Genomic DNA, 15467 nt, shown 5'->3' with positions numbered 1-15467 from the left:
TCACGCATGAGGCAGAGCGGGAGGTCTTCGTGAACCGTCGGAGCGATGCATCGAGCCCGGAGCCGAACAGGGAGCCGAATCCGAACCCGAACCCGGTTGGACGTGAGTCCTCCCAGGACATCTGCCGCTGCTTCGACCCGGTCCACTCCCAGCCGCGCGCTGACGTCGGCTTCCACACCGAACGGCAGGACACCTCGGCCCCCGGCTGGCAGCATCTGCTCGCGCTCATCGACGAGGCGGCCGCCGACGGCCGGGAGGAGTTCCGTCCGCTCAGCGAGCTCAGCCCCCAGGAACGGCGGCAGATCGTCACTCTGCCGCCGACCATCGCCAAGCTGACGGCGGTCAAGCACCTCATGCTCTACGGCAGCAACCTCGTCCGCATCCCGCCCGAGATCGGGGCGATGACCAGCCTGGAGGAGTTCACCCCGTACACCTCCTACCGACTGCACTGGTTCCCGTACGAGATCACCAGATGCGCGCGGCTCACCAGGAGCACGGTGAGTACGCGCACTCTGTTCGGCAACTACAAGCTGCGGCCGCCCTTTCCGCGGCTTCAGCCTGCCGAGACTTCGGTCGCCGGACTCGATACCGGCGACCTGGACCCACGCCGTTGGGGCACGACAGCCATCTCCTCATGCAGCGTCTGCGACCGAGCGGTCGAGCTCGGCGGGCTCCACCCGGTCTGGATCTCCTTGGGGGTGGCCACGGACGTTCTGCCCCTGCTGGTCAACGCGTGTTCGGCGCAGTGCGTGGCCGCGCTTCCCCCGCCACCCGAGGGTTACGTCCGGTCCGCGCACACAGGCGGCCCGTTCGGGCAGCCCTCGGCCGACCGGGACTGACCGGCACACGGCCCGGTCAGTCGATCCGCGCCTCGCCGTACGGCACCAGTCGCACCGGCCCGAGCAGCCCGTACGCCTGGCGCGCCGTACCGCCGTAGACCGCGGGGTCGCCGACCCGCAGCCGGTTGGAGAGCGGGGTGGCGACCTCGACCTCGATGACATTGACCCCGCGTCTGAGCACGCCGCCCAGGTCCACCACCGGATGGATCTGGTCCACGGGGTCGAGGCGGTGGCCGTTCACGGTGACCCGGCAGGTGTCGGTCACGGTGCCCAGTTCCAGGCGGGCACCGTGACCGCCGGTCCACCCGCCGTCGAGGGTGACCGTGGTGCGGTAGCGGCCGATTCCGGAGACGTCCGCGAGCTCGGTGATCTGCGACCAGGGAAGCAGCGCGTCGAGGGTGAGGTCGTGCTCGACGACGGTGGTGCGGTAAGGCGTGTCGCCGGGCCGCCAGTCCTGGACGTGCAGCTGCCAGGAGGCGAGATCCCTCGGCGCGGGCACGGTCTTGAGTGTCGTCCGCACGGTGCGGCCTGAGGACAGGACGGTGCTGTACGTGCCTGCCGTGGCCGCCCGGACGGTGAGTCCGGCGTCGGTGAAGCGGACCTCGTCCGCCTCGCTGCCGACCGCGTGCGGACGGCTGCCGGCGCGGTCGCCGAAGAGACCTGGGCGGCCGAGGGCCAGGATCAGGGTCTCGGCGGGCTGGAGGGTGACACGAGCGGTGACGGTGTCGCCGTCCTCGGTGTAGCGGGCGAGGCGCTCGGCCTTTCCGGTCCACGGGTCGAGTAGGTAGGGCACGGCGCCCGCGGTCGTGCGGCGCAGGGTGACCTCGTGGTCGATCGCGGCCACCGGCGGTTTGACGGTCTCGGCGTGCTTGCCGTTGCAGAGGTAGTAGTAGTCGACGCCGTCGGCCACGCGGTGGGCGTTGAGCAGGGTGGAGGAGGTCGCGTAGCGGACGTCGGGTGCCACCCCGAGGTCGGCGAGAGCGGTCGGGACGGCCGACTTGTCGGCGACCTGGCGGACCAGCGGCTGGGCCAGCAACTCGGCCACCACGGAACGCAGTTCGTCGCTCTCGCCGCTGTCCGGGACGCCGGATGGCACGACGGTTTCCCAGGCGCCGAGCAGCACGACGGGCAGTCCGGCGCGGGCGAGGCGCAGCAGGGCGCGGGCGTCGGACAGCGCAAGGGTGACCGTGGAGCCGTAGAAGAAGTCGCCCTCGACGAACAGGGCCTTGTACGCCGGGCCTTCGGGTGCGAGGCGCCCGTGGCGCACGGTGGCGGCGGGCAGGTCGAGCAGCGGCCCGCTGAGGAATTGGTGGGTCCAGCCCTGGGGGATGCCCGTCGCGGTGAACCAGGAGGCGCCGATGCCGGTGGCGGTGTACCCGGTCTGCCGGAACACCGCGACGTCGATGCGCGGGCGGCCGGTCTGCAACACCTGGTGAACCCGGCCCAGGTACCCCGAAACGTCCGCGACGTGCCGCCAGGTCGGATGCCGCGGGCCCCAGGACTCTCCATAGCCGACCGTCCCCTTGTAGGGGGTGAAGGCGGCGTAGCCGGGCCAGTTCACGCCCGGCAGCTCGGCGTAGGAGAAGCCGTGGACGACCGTCTGGTTGACCCCTGCCGCATAGGCGCCGCCCATGGTGCGCAGGAACTTCTGCCAGGTGGTGTTGTACGCGCCGCCGGCGTAGGCGCCCGCCTCGCAGGACAGCACGGTGTGCCCCGCCATGTCTCGGCCGCCCGCCAGGCAGCGGTAGTCGTCGAGGTTCTTGAAGCCGAGGGACTCGCCCTCGGGGATGTCCAGGAGCGCGGCCGAGGCGATCGCGTCGGTCTGCAGCCCGTAGGGCTGGGATCGCAGTTCGAGGCCGTGGGAATGGGCCCAGGTGCGCAGGGCCGTCACATGGTGCCGGTTGAAGAGGTCGGACACCGTTTCCCAGAAGTCGTGCCGGATCTGTCGGGTGACGGCGGCTTCGAACGCGAAGACCTGGCTGCCGTGGTTGAGGATCACGACGGGCAGCAGCGGCAGCAGGGAGCGGCCGGTGTGGGCGAGGAACGCGTCCGGGAGGCCGGGCGTCCACTGGAGGCCGTCGGTCTCCAGCTCGATGGAGTCCTCGAAGAGCGCCCCGCCGGAGACTTTGAGCAGGCGCCGGACGGTGGGGGAGAGGAGGTGGGCCTCCCAGAAGTCGGTCACCGCGCGTGTGCCGGCCGGGCTGAAGTGGTCGACCACGTACGCGGCCGGGGAGGTGTGCGGGCCGCCTTCCGGTGTCTGCCCGGAACCGCGGACCCAGTAGGACACGATCACCCAGCTGCCGCCGTCGGGCGCGGTCCAGGTGAGCGTGCCGTCGGTGACGGCGCCGGTGAGGTCCCGGACCGAGTCCAGGTCGAGCCCCGTCTCCTTGCGGGTGGAGTTCGCGGTGTTCACCCGGGCCGCCTGGACCAGGAGCAACTCCTGGCGGGTCACGTCCGAGGCGGCGGCGTAGACCGGGGGCGGCACCGGACCGGAGAAGGCGGATCCCGCTGTCAACGTGGCTGTTCCGTAGGAGAGTTCCTTGACCGCCGCCTCGCTGTCCGGTGTGATGCCGGGGACCGCCGCCGGCCAGCTGGGGCCGATGGTGAGATCGACGGTGAGGCCGCGCCGGGCCGCCTGGCCGAGTGCCGCCTCCACTCCCGCCACCCACGAGGCGCTGCCCCAGCCGTGCCGCGCGGTGTCCAGGACCGCGGAGTCCGTGACGCTGTGATGGACCGCGGCTATCTCGGCCCCGCCGAAACCGGCGTCGGCGATCTGGTCGATCTCGCGTCTGATCTCATCGGGCTGCACGAGGCCGTCGGGCCACCACCAGCGGAACTTCGGCCGCACGGCGCGCCCGGGCGCCGCGAACGGCGGCCCGACGGGGGTCGAGGCCCCCGCCACCGCGGGCAGGCTCCAGTCGAACGCACCGGCCGCGGCCGTGGCGACGGCGGCTCCGAGGAGAGCGCGGCGGGGAAGCCCCGAGCGGTGGGCCGGGGTGACGTTGCTCATGGATCTCGTCCACTCTCTCGGAGGGCAGCACAAACAGGACCCCTTCGGGCCCACGCTTTTGAATCGTTTAAATCCTCCGGGAAGCTACGGCCCCGGATCGGAGAGCGTCAAGATCCGTGCACACTTCGACCACGGTCGCGTCAGGTGGCGTGGGTGAGCTTCGCAGGCGGACATCAGGAAGTTGTCAGGGTGTGGGAAGACCCTCTCGCCTCCCTTCTTCCCGGGCGCGGGCGCTTACCATCGGCCGGGTGTGCGCACATGTGCTGGTCGCGGAGGACGACGAGAAACAGGCGGAGCTGATACGCCGCTCACTGCTTCAGGAGGGACACACCGCGAGCGTGGTCCACGACGGCGGGGCCGCGCTCGACGAGGTACGCAGACACAAGCCCGACCTCGTCGTCCTCGACCTGATGCTGCCCGTGATCGACGGCTTCGGCGTATGCCGGGTACTGCGCCGCGACGACGACATCCCCGTCCTCATGCTCACCGCCCGCTCCGCTGAGGAAGACATCCTGCTCGGCCTGGAACTCGGCGCCGACGACTACATGACCAAGCCGTACAGCCCGCGCGAGCTGATGGCCCGTATCCGCACGGTCCTGCGGCGCAGCGGGCGCCCGGCCGATGAACAGGACCGGGCCGTACGGGCCGCCGGAATCACCGTCGACCCGGTCCGGCACGAGGTGCACTGCGACGGCGCCCGCGTGGAGTGCACCCCCGGCGAGTACGAGATCCTGCGCGCCATGACAGCGGAACCGGAACGGGTCTTCTCCCGGCGGCAGTTGCTCCAGTGCACCCGCGGTATCGACCGGGCCTCCACCGAACGGGCCATCGACGTGCACATCATGAACCTGCGCAAGAAGATCGAGCCCGACCCTCGCCGGCCGGTGCGGCTGCTGACCGTGTTCGGCGTCGGCTACAAGCTCAGCGGTGGGCGCGGGTGAGCTCCGGCATACCGCTGCGCAAGAGGCTGCTCGTACGGCTGATGATCACCTCGGTGCTCATCGCCCTCTGCTCGGTGGCGGCGACGGCGTGGCTGGCGGTGCAGACGACGACCCGCGCCATCCAGGAGGAACAGGGACAGGTCCTCGCCGACGACACGGACATCCTCCGGCAGCTCAGCGGATACGCCGCCACCCACCCGAGCTGGGCGGGCGTCCAGGACACCCTGCGCCGGCTGGCGGCCGCCAAGGGGCGACGGATCGCGCTGACGACGGCGGACCGTACGCCGATCGCCGACTCCGCCAAGTCCCGCACCGCTCTGCCGCCCGGGGCCGCCGCCACCGTCGACCCCCTGCACACCGACACCTACTCGGAACCAGGGGCCCAGCTCAGCGGTGTCGACCCGCGCGCGGTGGGGCCCTACCGGCTGACGTCCCTGGAGCGGGCACGGCTGGGCAAGCTGGCGACCGTGCGGCAGAAGTGCGCCGCGCGCAACGGCGTCGACACCACGATCACCTGGACGCCGAGCGGTAGGCCCGTCCTGTCGGACGAGAACGGCATCCTCCCGAACTCGACCGTGCCCGACGTGTGCGCGGACGGACAGCTCAACACGCTGACCCACACCGAGGAGACGGCGCTGACCCGGCTGGCGAGCCTCGCCGGGGCGTGCCTGCGGCGCGAGGGCGTTGTTCTGCTCGAGAAGGGGTTGATCTCTCTGGAGTTCTCCAGCCAGGCCCCGCAGCCGCAGTTCGCCCTGGGGAGGGAGGACCCGGTCGGGCATCCCACGGCGATCGGGGTGAAGGGGAGCGAGTGCGTCGCCGAAGCGCGTCGCGAGCAGCTCGACCCCGATGTCGCGCCCGTCGCCGAGCTGTTCCTGGGCACGGGGGACAGCACCCTCCCGCACTTCGACATGTCGAACGCCAACAAGGCCAAGATCGTCGGAGTCACCGGTCTCGTCCTGGCCCTCACGGTGGCCGTGACCGCGCTGGTCGCCACCCGCCTCGTACGCCCGCTGCGCGCCCTCACGCAGGCCGCCCAGCAGCCGTTGGAACAGCATGTACGGGTGCCCGTCACCACCCGCGACGAGACGGGCATCCTGGCGGTCGCCTTCAACGAGCTGACCGAGCGCCGGGAGCGGATGGAGGCCCAGCGCAAGGCGATGGTCAGCGACATCGCACATGAACTGCGTTCCCCGCTCACCAACATCCGCGGCTGGCTGGAGGTGACCCGCGACGGCATCGTCGACCCCGACCCGGAACTGCTCGCCTCCCTGCACGAGGAGGCGGTACTGCTCCAGCGGGTCATCGACGATCTCCAGGACCTCGCGGCGGCCGACGCGGGCACTCTCGCGCTGCACCGCGAGGCGGTCCGCGCCGACGAGCTGCTCGCACAGGTCGCGGCGGCGCACCGGGTGGGAGCGGAGGCCGCGGGCATCCGGCTGCGGACGGGGACGGACGGGACGTCCGCGCCGACGGGGAGCGGGTCTGCGTGGATCGACGCGGATCCGGTCCGGATGCGGCAGGCACTCGGCAATCTGGTGTCCAACGCGATCCGGCACACACCGGACGGCGGCACGGTCACTCTCTCCGCCCGGGCGGAGGAAGACCAGGTCGTCCTCGAGGTGGCCGACACCGGCAGCGGTATCGCCGCGGAGGATCTGCCCAGCGTCTTCGACCGGTTCTGGCGGGCCGAGAAGTCCCGCAGCCGGCGCACCGGCGGCAGTGGGCTCGGCCTGTCCATCGTCCGCCAGCTCGCGGCCGCCCACGGGGGTACCGTCGGGGTGGCGAGTGAACTCGGCGCCGGTTCGGTCTTCACCCTGAGGCTGCCCGCCACGGACCCTCCGGTCGACGCGGACGGCGTCCGCTGACCTGCGCAGGGTGGTGGTGGCGGTACCAGGATCCGCGTTCCCCCGTACAGGAGGGATCTGGTTGCCCCGGCGTCCTGGGAGCACTGTGGTCCCATGAACACCACCAGGATTCCGGGGGCCAGAATTCGTGTCACGCCCCTGCGGTCGCTCGCGGGACGCACCTATGTCCCGCGCCGCGGAGGAAGTGGAAGAGGCGCGGAGAGGTCACGAGGTTCGGAAAGTCAGGTTCCAGCCGTCCAGGTGGCCGGGGCCGACGGTGAAGATGCCGGGTGCGTTGTCCATGACGCGGAGCCTCCAGGAGCCGTCGGCGGAGGGTGCCGAGGCGTCGACGGTGCGGGTCGCGCGCGGCTGCGCGCCGGTGTCCCGGGCGGAGTCCTTCACCAGGGCCCTTCCGGCGGATCAGGCTGATGACCTGGGCGCCGATGAAGTCGTGGACGAAGTCGACGCGAAATGGGCCACTTCCCGACCGTGGGAAGTGGCCCGTGCGGAGTTCCTCACCGGAATACGTTGTCGGAATCGTCCCAGATCGAGGGCTCGCTCGGCGTGTACTCCCGCGGGACCCTCGACGAGGTCTGGTACATCGCGTCGATCTCGGCGGCGAAACGCCGTGAGATGGCGTCCCGGCGCAGCTTCATCGACGGAGTCAGCAGACCGTTGGTCTGGTCGAAGGGTTCGGGGAGAACACGGAACACCCGGATCGACTCGGAGCGGGACACGGTGCTGTTGGCCGCGGCCACGGCGCGTCTGACCTCCTCCCGCAGCTCGTTCTCCTCCCGTGCGTCGCGTGCCGACGCGCCTCCCTTGGACCAGGCTCCGCGCCAGTGCGCGAGGAATTCGGGATCAAGAGTGATGAGGGCACCCACACAGGGCCGGTTGTCGCCCACGACAACCGCCTGATGGATCAACGGGTGGACGCGCAACCGCTCTTCGAGGGCCGCGGGAGCCACGCTCTTGCCGCCGCTCGTGATGATGATGTCCTTCTTGCGGCCGGTGATGGCCAGATACCCCTCGGCGTCGAGGTGCCCGAGGTCGCCCGTCGCCAGCCAGCCGTCCTGGAACGCGGCGTACGTGGACGGGGGATCGTTGACGTAGCCCTGGAACACCGAGGGACCCCACACCAGGATCTCCCCGTCCTCGGCCACCCGGATGTCCGTACCGGGCAGGGCGCGGCCGACCGTTCCGAACTTCTCGCGCCCCACGGGGTTGGCCGTGATGCCGCCGCTCGTCTCGGTGAGCCCGTACCCGTCGTGGACGAAGATCCCGATGCCCGCGTAGAAGAGGGCGAGTTCACGGTTGAGGGGGGAGCCGCCCGAGACCGCGCCGCACACTCGTCCCCCCAGGGAGGCCCGCAGCTTCCGGTAGACGGTCTTCTCGTAGAGGGCGTGCTGCAGGCGCAGGTCGAAGCCGGGGCCGGAGCCCGTGCCCAGTCGTTGGCGTTCGGTGGCCGCGGCGAAGTCCTTCGCCGTCTGGACGGCACGCTCGAACAGGGCTCCGCGGCCCGTCCGTTGTGCGGTACGCAGGAAGTTCTTGTAGATCTTCTCGAAGACGAACGGAACGGCGTAGAGATAGGTCGGGCGGAAGGAGAGAAGCGCCGCGGAGAGCGTCTCCGCACTGAGGTCGGGCTCGTGCCCCAACAGGATGCCGCCCCGCAGACACAGCCCTTGGACCATGAGGCCGTACACGTGCGAGAAGGGCAGGAAGGCGAGGATGGCGGGCTGCTCACCAGGGGGAGCAGCCGTGTGTCTCCAGCCCGCGAGGAGGGTGTCGCAGGGGCTGGCGAGGTTACGGTGGGTGAGGGCACAGCCCTTGGGGTGCCCGGTCGTCCCGGAGGTGTAGGCGATGACCGCGGTCGAGTCGGGCAGCACGATGCGGCGCAGCGAGTCCACCGTCGTCGTCGGGATCGCCCGGCCCCGCTCGACCAGCTGTGCCAGGGCCCCGGTGTCCAACTGCCAGACGTGGCGCAGCGACGGGAGCGACGCGCATGCCGAGCCGACCGTCATGATCCCCTGCTCGTCCTCGACGACCACGGCGACACAGCCCGCGTCCTGGAGGATCCACGCGACCTGCTCGTGCGACGAGGTCGGGTAGATCGGCACGACCTCGGCGCCGACCGCCCACAGCGCGTAGCTGAGGACGGTCCACTCGTAGCGCGTACGTGCCATGACGGCGACCCGGTTGCCCGGACGCAGGCCGGACACGACCAACCCCCGGGCCAGATCGACTACTTCGTCCCACAGCTCGGCCGCGGTCACCGTCGTCCAGATGCCGGGATCGTCATCGAGACGGCGTGCGATCTGCGGCAGATCCGGCTCGCGGCGAGCCGTTTCGAAGAGACTGTCGGCGAGTCCACCCTGCATCACTGGCGCAGCCGGTGAAGGATTTTCGAACGCGTGCATCGCCGCTCCAGAATTCTCCCCGGCGCGACCCCACCGAGAGGCTCCGGTGCCGAGGATTCACGAATCTAGCCCAGACCGGCCACGACTGTGTCGGATTCACGCAGCAGTTCGTCTACCGATGAGGTTACGGTCGCGTCAGGGACCTCCCACGCTCGGAAGTCGGTCATGGATGAACTCGGTGCGCGGCCGGGCAGGGGGTGGTCGTGCGGTGGCGCGCGACCACCCCCGGTCGGGAAGGTCAGGACGGCGCGGACGGGTTCCCCGCGGCGGCGGCAACGCCCGCAACAGCCCCGACAGCGGCTGCGATCCGGCCGCCTGGGAGACGAGCAGCCGAGCGCTCTCCGTCGTGACGGTGCTCGCACCGGATCAGCCGGAGCCACCCGAACGGATCCGCCGCCTTCACATCCGCACCCACCACTGGTCCGCGAACCACCGAGCAGGGACGGCTTCCGGTCATGCGCAACTCAGGAGAGCCTCCCGGGAGATGAGGGCGGTCGAGCCCGGTGCCGTACACGCGTGGGCACCCGCGATCGCCCCGAGCCGGGCGCACTCCCGTACGTCCCCGCCGGCGAGCTTGCCGTACAGGAAGCCGCACACATACGCGTCGCCCGCGCCGTTGGAGTCCACCACCGGAGCGGACGGGACGGCCGCCGGAATGTGCCGTGGATCGGGGCCGCCGTCTCTGGTGAGGACGTAGGAGCCGTCCGCGCCCGCCGTGGCGACCACCGTGTGTGCCCGCCCGGCGCGGAGGATCTCCCGCATCAGCGCGGGGGCTTCGTCGCGCACGCCCGCCGCGCTGAAGAAGATGAGATCGGACCGGAGGGCGAACTCCCGATGGTGGTCCGCGAGGCCGTCCCAGTCGTGCAGATCGGTGGAGACGGGGACGCCGAGGTCCTCGATGTCGTCGTAGAGGAAGCGCCCGAAGTTCATGATGGAGACGTGGACGTGGCGGCTGCGCCGCAGCCGCGGTAGGTAGAAGTCCCGGGGCATCCGCAGATCCGCCGGGTCACGGCCGTCGTAGAAGGACATCCGACGGCCGGACGCGTCCACCAGGTTCACCGCGCGCCGCGTTCCGGCGGGGGAGACCAGCGGGAGGAACTCGACACCACCCTTGGACATCCGCTCCCGCACCTGTGCGCCGATCCAGTCGTCACCGATGCAGTCGAGCAACCCGACCTTGAGGCCCAACGCCCGTGCGCCGAGGGCGACGTTCCCTCCGGTGTGACCGGGCCACTCCTCGATCGGGCCGACATGGACGGAGTCGGCGAGCGGGACGGGCAGGGAGTCGACGCGGACGATGGTGTCCACGCCGGTGCCGCCGATCACCAGGACGTCGTATGTCCCGTACTCGTCGTATGCGCTGTACGGGCCGTGGTCGCCGGTCCGGTTGTTTTCCGCGTGCTGTGGGATCACAGATCCATCTGCCCTCTCCTTCCCCGCCGCCTCCAGTATGGCGGGCCATCGTGAGTGGGTGCTCTCAGAGGTCGACCGGCGACGCGTCGTCGCCGAGCCGGGGTTGGACCCGGGTCAGCAGCCGCTCCTCCAGGACGGTCGCGTAGATGGCGGCTTGCGTGGTGGCAGGGTGGTTCGGCGGCCAGATCCCGCGGCGGAAGACGCAGCGACGGCCGCGGAAGAGCACTACCGCGGTGGCGACGACCACGTTGTCCGCGGCATCGGACACGGCTTCGCCGGTGAGTGACTCGAACTCGCCGCCCCGTCGGTCGCAGAGATCCAGTACAGCCCGGCGGGCGGACCGCAGGAACACGTCCGTGTATTCCTGCGGCCCGCCCCAGTCGGCGTGGTGGTCAGTCACCGCAGTTGTGCATCGCGCTGTCGGTGGAGGCCAGGACGACCTCACCGCCGCCGGCGGGAAGGACGAGGTGGACCCCGTTGACCTTGAGGCCGGAGTCGGCGCCGGTTGAGAGCAGCTGTTCGTTCACGACGAGCCGGCCACCTCCGACGAGCGGGATCTCCGTGTTGGGATCACCCGACAGCGTAACGGGAACTCCCGCGATCCTCAGGGTGAGCGTGGTGCTGCCCGTGGCCTTGCCGCATTCGCTGTGGGAGGTCGCGGTGAGCCCGGACACCTCGATGACCGGCACACCGGGTAGTCCGATGCGGGCCTGCGTCACCGTCGAGGTCGCCGTGACCTTGCCGGGGGCGAGCGTCGTGGTGACCTTGGGGCACAGTTTCTGCACCGACAGCAGGAGCGAACTGTACTCGGCCGAGCACGGGGTGCCGGTTGCGCTCGCGTCCGCCGTGCGGACGGTTCCGGTGTCGGGCTGCGGCTCGATCTCCAGGAGCGGTACGCCGATGAGAGCGACGTGCGCCGAGAGGCCGTAGGCGCGGCCCGTCGCGTACTGGAGCTTCAGCTGTGCGGAGGTCTCGGAGGCCAGGTATCCGGCGTCACCTGCGAAGGCCGCTCGCAGCGGGACGGTGGCGGAGTCGGTCAGCGGCTGGTCCACCGACGCGACGGTGCAGGTGGCGGTGCCCGTGTCGCCCGTCGTTCCACTGCACGTCTGTTGGTCTGCACCGGTACCGAGGACGAAGCGCACGCTGCGCCCGGGCACCGCGTCTCCGTGGAAGTCGGTGAGCTTGGCGGCCAGCTGGGCCGGAGTGCCGTTGGCGAGGTGCGTCACGCCGGTGTAGGCGAGTTCGGTCGGTGAGGTCAGGCCCAGTTCGGCGGACGTGCTGGACGGGTTGTAGTCGTCGTCACCGCTGAAGGCGGCGGCCACGGGCGCCGCGTTCGACGTCCCCTGCGGCTGGTCGACCGAGGCGATGGCGCAAGTGGCCGTGCCCGACGCTGTGGTGGTGCCGGTACACGTCTGCTGCGTGGCTCCCGAACCCAGGGAGAACCGCACGGCCCGCCCGTCGACCGGCGTCCCGAAGTTATTGGTGAGCTTGGCCGAGAGGCTGACCGGGGATCCGTTCACCGCTGTGCCGGCACCGGTGTAGGTGAGGGCCGTGTCCACCTTGTGGGGCTGCTCGGGACCCGTGCAGTCGGCGGCCTGGAAGCAGGGCAGGAAGTAGTAGGCGGTGATGATCCCGAACGGCCTGCCGTCGCCCGAGCGCGGATCGTTGTGGGTGACGTACACGACGACGAGGCTGGCGTCCGTGTTCGTGCAGATCACCCGGTTGTCCGGGGCAGGCACGCAGAAGCCCTCGGTGCCGACGGTCTCCTGGATGTCGTCGTGGTCAGGCACCACCCCGTGTTCCAGGATGTGCCGCCTGCCGAAGCCGTCCACGGGTGGGTTGCACTGAGGTGTCTTGCAGTCGCTCTGTCCCTCGCGCAACGGGATGTCGTTGCCGGCCGTCCCCCGGAAGGAGTCGACGACGGTCCAGTCGATCATGTTCGGATTCGGATCACCGGGATCGGCGGACGCGGTGGCGGGCACCACCAGTGCGCCTAACAGCCCCAGCAGCAGGACGAGTACGGCGGATGACAGACGTCGGTGTGCCCGGCCGCGTGCCGGGGCACGCGCGAGTGTGCGCCGGGGGTCATGAAGAACCGGCACGGAATCCCCTCCTTGTGACCGGGCCGCCCCATGACGGTCCGGCGTCCCCGCGACATCCTGAGCGCCACGGGGGCACCACCTTGCCGCCAAGTAAGGGACATGACAAATGGTTGTCGCGCGACGGCGAGTCCCGTCCGTGCGGGGTAGCCGTTACGCGCGCGCGGGGTAGCCGGTACATGCGTTTGGAGGTCAGCGGTCGGGCTCCTCATCCACCACGGAATCCCTGATCGGCCGCAGCGGCGCAGCCTTCCCGGTGGCTGAAGTTGTTCGGCGGGGACGATCTTGTCGGTTGTGCACCTGCCCTGCCCATCGCTGAGCGTCTTAAGATCACCACTCTGCGTACGAGGGAGCGTGGCATGGCGGCTGGTGGATCGGCGTCCCGGCGGGCGCAGGAAGCGCGGCGGCAGGAGCGGCTGCTCAGAGAGCAGTGGCGGGCGGCCCGGCAGCAGGCACGCCGTTGGGAGGCCGCCGGCGAGGGTGAACGCAGGGTCGCCGCCCAGCTGTTGGTCCTGACGGCGCGTGGGTGGCGATTACTGGTTGACCGCAGGTGGCCGGGAACACGGGCGGCCAACGTGGACATGCTGTTGGTCGGTCCTGGCGGTGTATTCGTCATCGACGTCAAGAACTGGCGCTCCGCACCGGAGACTTCGGGAGGAAGGCTCCACGCTGGCGGCGAGCCCCGCGATGAGCATGCGGCCAAGCTCCTGACCGTGACGAAGGTGGCCGAGTCGGCGGTTGCGTCCTTGGGGGATGTCCCCGGTCGCCCTCCAACCCCTCATGGTTTTCGCGGGGCACCGCGTCGATGCCGGGTTCGGCAGGATCCGGCTACTGGGGGAGCACGAGGTCGGGCCGGTTCTGCTGTCGGAGCGAAGTCGACTTCGCGCCGAATCCGTACGGGCCATCGCCGATCACCTGGAGCGGGTCTTCCCTGAGTACGAGGGATCGTCCGCACCACCGACGGCACTGTCCCCGCCTCAGGCACAGCCCCAAGGAGAGCTGCCCGACGGCTTGTTCGACCTTGACGGACTGCGCGAGGCAGCTCTGGAAGAAGCGCTGCAGGCCCCGATCGAACAGTGGATGACCTTCCTCCACCCCGATCAGGTGGCTCTGGTGCGTCGCAACTGGGCCGGCCCCGCACGGATCAGCGGCCCGGCCGGAACTGGCAAGACCGTCGTCGGCCTGCACCGCGCGGCCCACCTCGCCCAGCGCACCACCGGACGGCTCCTGTTCGTCACCTTCGCCAACAACCTCCCGCGGGTGCAGGCCACCTTCCTCAAGACCATGTCTCCCGCGGTGACCGACCGGGTCGACTTCCGCAGCCTGCACTCCTGGGCCCAGGAGTTCTTGCACGACAGCGGTGTGCCGGTCCGGTTGCACGGAGACAAGGCCCAGACCGCCTTCAGCCCCGCCTGGAAGCACGTCGGCAGGGACAGAGCCCTGACCGAGATCGACCCGGCCCCGGGATACTGGAAGGAGGAGATCGACCACGTCATCAAGGGGCGCGGCATCACGTCCTTCGAGGAGTACGCCGCGGTGCCCCGTCGGCGCCGTCGCGCGAGTCTGCGACGTTCGCATCGGCAGGCCGTCTGGGCTCTGTACGAGGCGTACGAAGCGCTGCGCGTCGAGCGCGGCGTGCACGACTTCAACGACCTTCTCTCCCTCGCCCTGGCAGAAGCGCGGCGTCGTACAGCACACCACCGTTACGCGGCAGTGATCGTCGACGAGGTCCAGGACCTGACTTTGGTCGGAGTGCGGCTCCTGCACGCTCTCGTAGGCGATGTGCCCAACGGACTGCTGCTGGTCGGCGACGGCCAACAGGCCGTGTATCCCGGTGGTTTCCGCCTGTCCGACGCCGGCATCGACATTCGCGGCGACCGCGGGCAAGTGCTGCGCACCAACTACCGCAACAGCAAGGAGATCCTCGAAACGGCGCTCGCGGTTGTCGCGGAGGACTCCTTCGAGGACATTGACGGTCTCCGCACGCCAGGCCGCCGGGACGTCGACCTCACCTATCACGATGGCCAGGTGATCCGTGTCTCGAAGCCGACACCGGCCGAGCACGACCAGGCTCTCCTGGAAGCCCTGCGCGACCTGCCGCCCGGAGCCCGCGCCGACACCGCGGTGCTGTGCCCGTCCATGCGCGCCATCGGCCACTACCATCGGCTCCTCGAACGGGCGGGCATCCCCGTATGCCCTCTGGAGCAGTACGACGGCCGCCCCGTCGACGCCGTCAAACTCGGCAGTTACCGCCGGGCCAAGGGGTTGGAGTTCAAGCGCGTCTACCTCCCCCAGCACGACGCGACCTTGGTGACCGGCTCCCGTACGCCCGACGCGGAAGCCTCCGAAACTGAACGTGAGCGCAACGAGCTGGCCCGAAGCCAACTGTTCGTGGCCATGACCCGAGCACGTGACGTGCTGTGGCTGGGGAGTGTGAACCGGCAGGCAGAGGGGCGATGACGGACAGGACGCGGGGTCCGGTTCGCGCACGCTGAACGCTGGTTCCGCTTTGGTGGGGGCCCTGTTGATCATGCTGCCGCGGTCAGTGGCTTGGAGCCAAGGACTTCTGCTGTGGCAGGCCTGGGTGCGGATCACTGAGGGGCGACGGTGTGCCGGCTGGACGAGGGCACGAGCGTCGGCCTCGAAGGCGCTGAGTGCGGGTCCGTCATGAGCGGTGCTCCGATGGGGTGTTGAGGCGGCCTCGCGGTGGGCCGCCCCCGCGAGTACCCCCTGGGAGAAGCCGACCAAGATCTTCTCCCGGATTTCTCCCAAACGATCATTGGAGACGCAGGAGCGCGCTCGCCCATGTGCCGTGACCGACGGAACGGCCGCCGACCGTCCTGCGTAGCCCTTGACTTCACAAGACCACCGCGCGACATTCCTGACTCCGCATCAGAACCGGGA

At 70.1% G+C, this 15467-nt stretch carries 11 protein-coding genes; 5 read left to right on the top strand and 6 right to left on the bottom strand.

The features are described 5' to 3' along the window. Positions 1-29: 29 nt before the first annotated feature. Positions 30-839 carry a leucine-rich repeat domain-containing protein gene (locus ACZ69M_RS26985; protein ID WP_470053687.1) on the top strand — a complete coding sequence of 270 codons (810 nt, stop codon included), beginning with the start codon at positions 30-32 and terminating at the stop codon, positions 837-839. A gap of 16 nt (positions 840-855) precedes the next feature. On the opposite strand, the gene ACZ69M_RS26980 is transcribed toward ACZ69M_RS26985, so the two are convergent. After that, positions 856-3849, bottom strand: a complete 2994-nt coding sequence (locus ACZ69M_RS26980; protein WP_470053685.1) for a glycosyl hydrolase — start codon at positions 3847-3849, stop codon at positions 856-858. A gap of 248 nt (positions 3850-4097) precedes the next feature. Here ACZ69M_RS26980 and ACZ69M_RS26975 point away from each other — a divergent pair, with 248 nt between their 5' ends. Both ACZ69M_RS26975 and ACZ69M_RS26970 read left to right on the top strand, forming a co-directional pair. Then, entirely contained in the window at positions 4098-4790 is a 693-nt protein-coding gene (locus tag ACZ69M_RS26975; RefSeq protein ID WP_470053683.1) for a response regulator transcription factor, read from the top strand. Beyond that, positions 4787-6655 carry a sensor histidine kinase gene (locus tag ACZ69M_RS26970; RefSeq protein ID WP_470053681.1) on the top strand — a complete coding sequence of 623 codons (1869 nt, stop codon included), beginning with the start codon at positions 4787-4789 and terminating at the stop codon, positions 6653-6655. Before ACZ69M_RS26975 ends, ACZ69M_RS26970 begins: the two co-directional genes overlap by 4 nt. Positions 6656-6859: 204 nt before the next feature. Here the strand turns inward: ACZ69M_RS26970 and ACZ69M_RS26965 are convergent, their stop codons facing one another. From ACZ69M_RS26965 to ACZ69M_RS26945, 5 genes are all read right to left on the bottom strand, one after another. After that, the gene (locus ACZ69M_RS26965; RefSeq protein WP_470053680.1) at positions 6860-7036 is read right to left on the bottom strand and encodes a hypothetical protein; all 177 of its coding nucleotides are present in this window, start codon (positions 7034-7036) and stop codon (positions 6860-6862) included. Between the two features lie 113 nt (positions 7037-7149). Next, positions 7150-9012, bottom strand: a complete 1863-nt coding sequence (locus ACZ69M_RS26960) for an AMP-dependent synthetase/ligase (RefSeq protein ID WP_470053890.1) — start codon at positions 9010-9012, stop codon at positions 7150-7152. Between the two features lie 492 nt (positions 9013-9504). Then, a complete protein-coding gene (locus ACZ69M_RS26955; RefSeq protein WP_470053889.1) occupies positions 9505-10380 on the bottom strand; it encodes a carbohydrate kinase family protein in 876 nt (291 codons plus the stop codon). A gap of 148 nt (positions 10381-10528) precedes the next feature. Continuing rightward, positions 10529-10864 (bottom strand): hypothetical protein, encoded by a 336-nt coding sequence (locus ACZ69M_RS26950; protein ID WP_470053678.1) that lies wholly within the window; start codon positions 10862-10864, stop codon positions 10529-10531. Next, positions 10857-12566, bottom strand: coding sequence for a choice-of-anchor P family protein (locus ACZ69M_RS26945; RefSeq protein WP_470053677.1), 1710 nt, complete (start codon positions 12564-12566; stop codon positions 10857-10859). The genes ACZ69M_RS26950 and ACZ69M_RS26945 overlap by 8 nt, the downstream gene beginning before the upstream one ends. Before the next feature lie 356 nt (positions 12567-12922). On the opposite strand from ACZ69M_RS26945, the gene ACZ69M_RS26940 reads away from it, so the two are divergent. Both ACZ69M_RS26940 and ACZ69M_RS26935 read left to right on the top strand, forming a co-directional pair. Next, complete coding sequence (locus tag ACZ69M_RS26940) at positions 12923-13498, top strand: nuclease-related domain-containing protein (RefSeq protein WP_470053675.1); 576 nt, start codon at positions 12923-12925, stop codon at positions 13496-13498. A 76-nt stretch (positions 13499-13574) separates the two neighbouring features. Further along, positions 13575-15023, top strand: coding sequence for a UvrD-helicase domain-containing protein (locus tag ACZ69M_RS26935; RefSeq protein WP_470053673.1), 1449 nt, complete (start codon positions 13575-13577; stop codon positions 15021-15023). Positions 15024-15467: the final 444 nt, after the last annotated feature.

The sequence above is a fragment of the Streptomyces sp. NPDC107454 genome, assembly GCF_055582885.1.
Note: the sequence above shows the minus strand (reverse complement) of the source record. Positions and strands in the feature narration are given on the sequence as shown.

Excerpts from the sequence above, each read along its gene's own strand:
- ACZ69M_RS26980 (WP_470053685.1), bottom strand. The coding sequence starts at position 3,849 with ATGAGCAACGTCACCCCGGCCCACCGCTCGGGGCTTCCCCGCCGCGCT.
- ACZ69M_RS26960 (WP_470053890.1), bottom strand. The coding sequence starts at position 9,012 with ATGCAGGGTGGACTCGCCGACAGTCTCTTCGAAACGGCTCGCCGCGAG.
- ACZ69M_RS26940 (WP_470053675.1), top strand. The coding sequence starts at position 12,923 with ATGGCGGCTGGTGGATCGGCGTCCCGGCGGGCGCAGGAAGCGCGGCGG.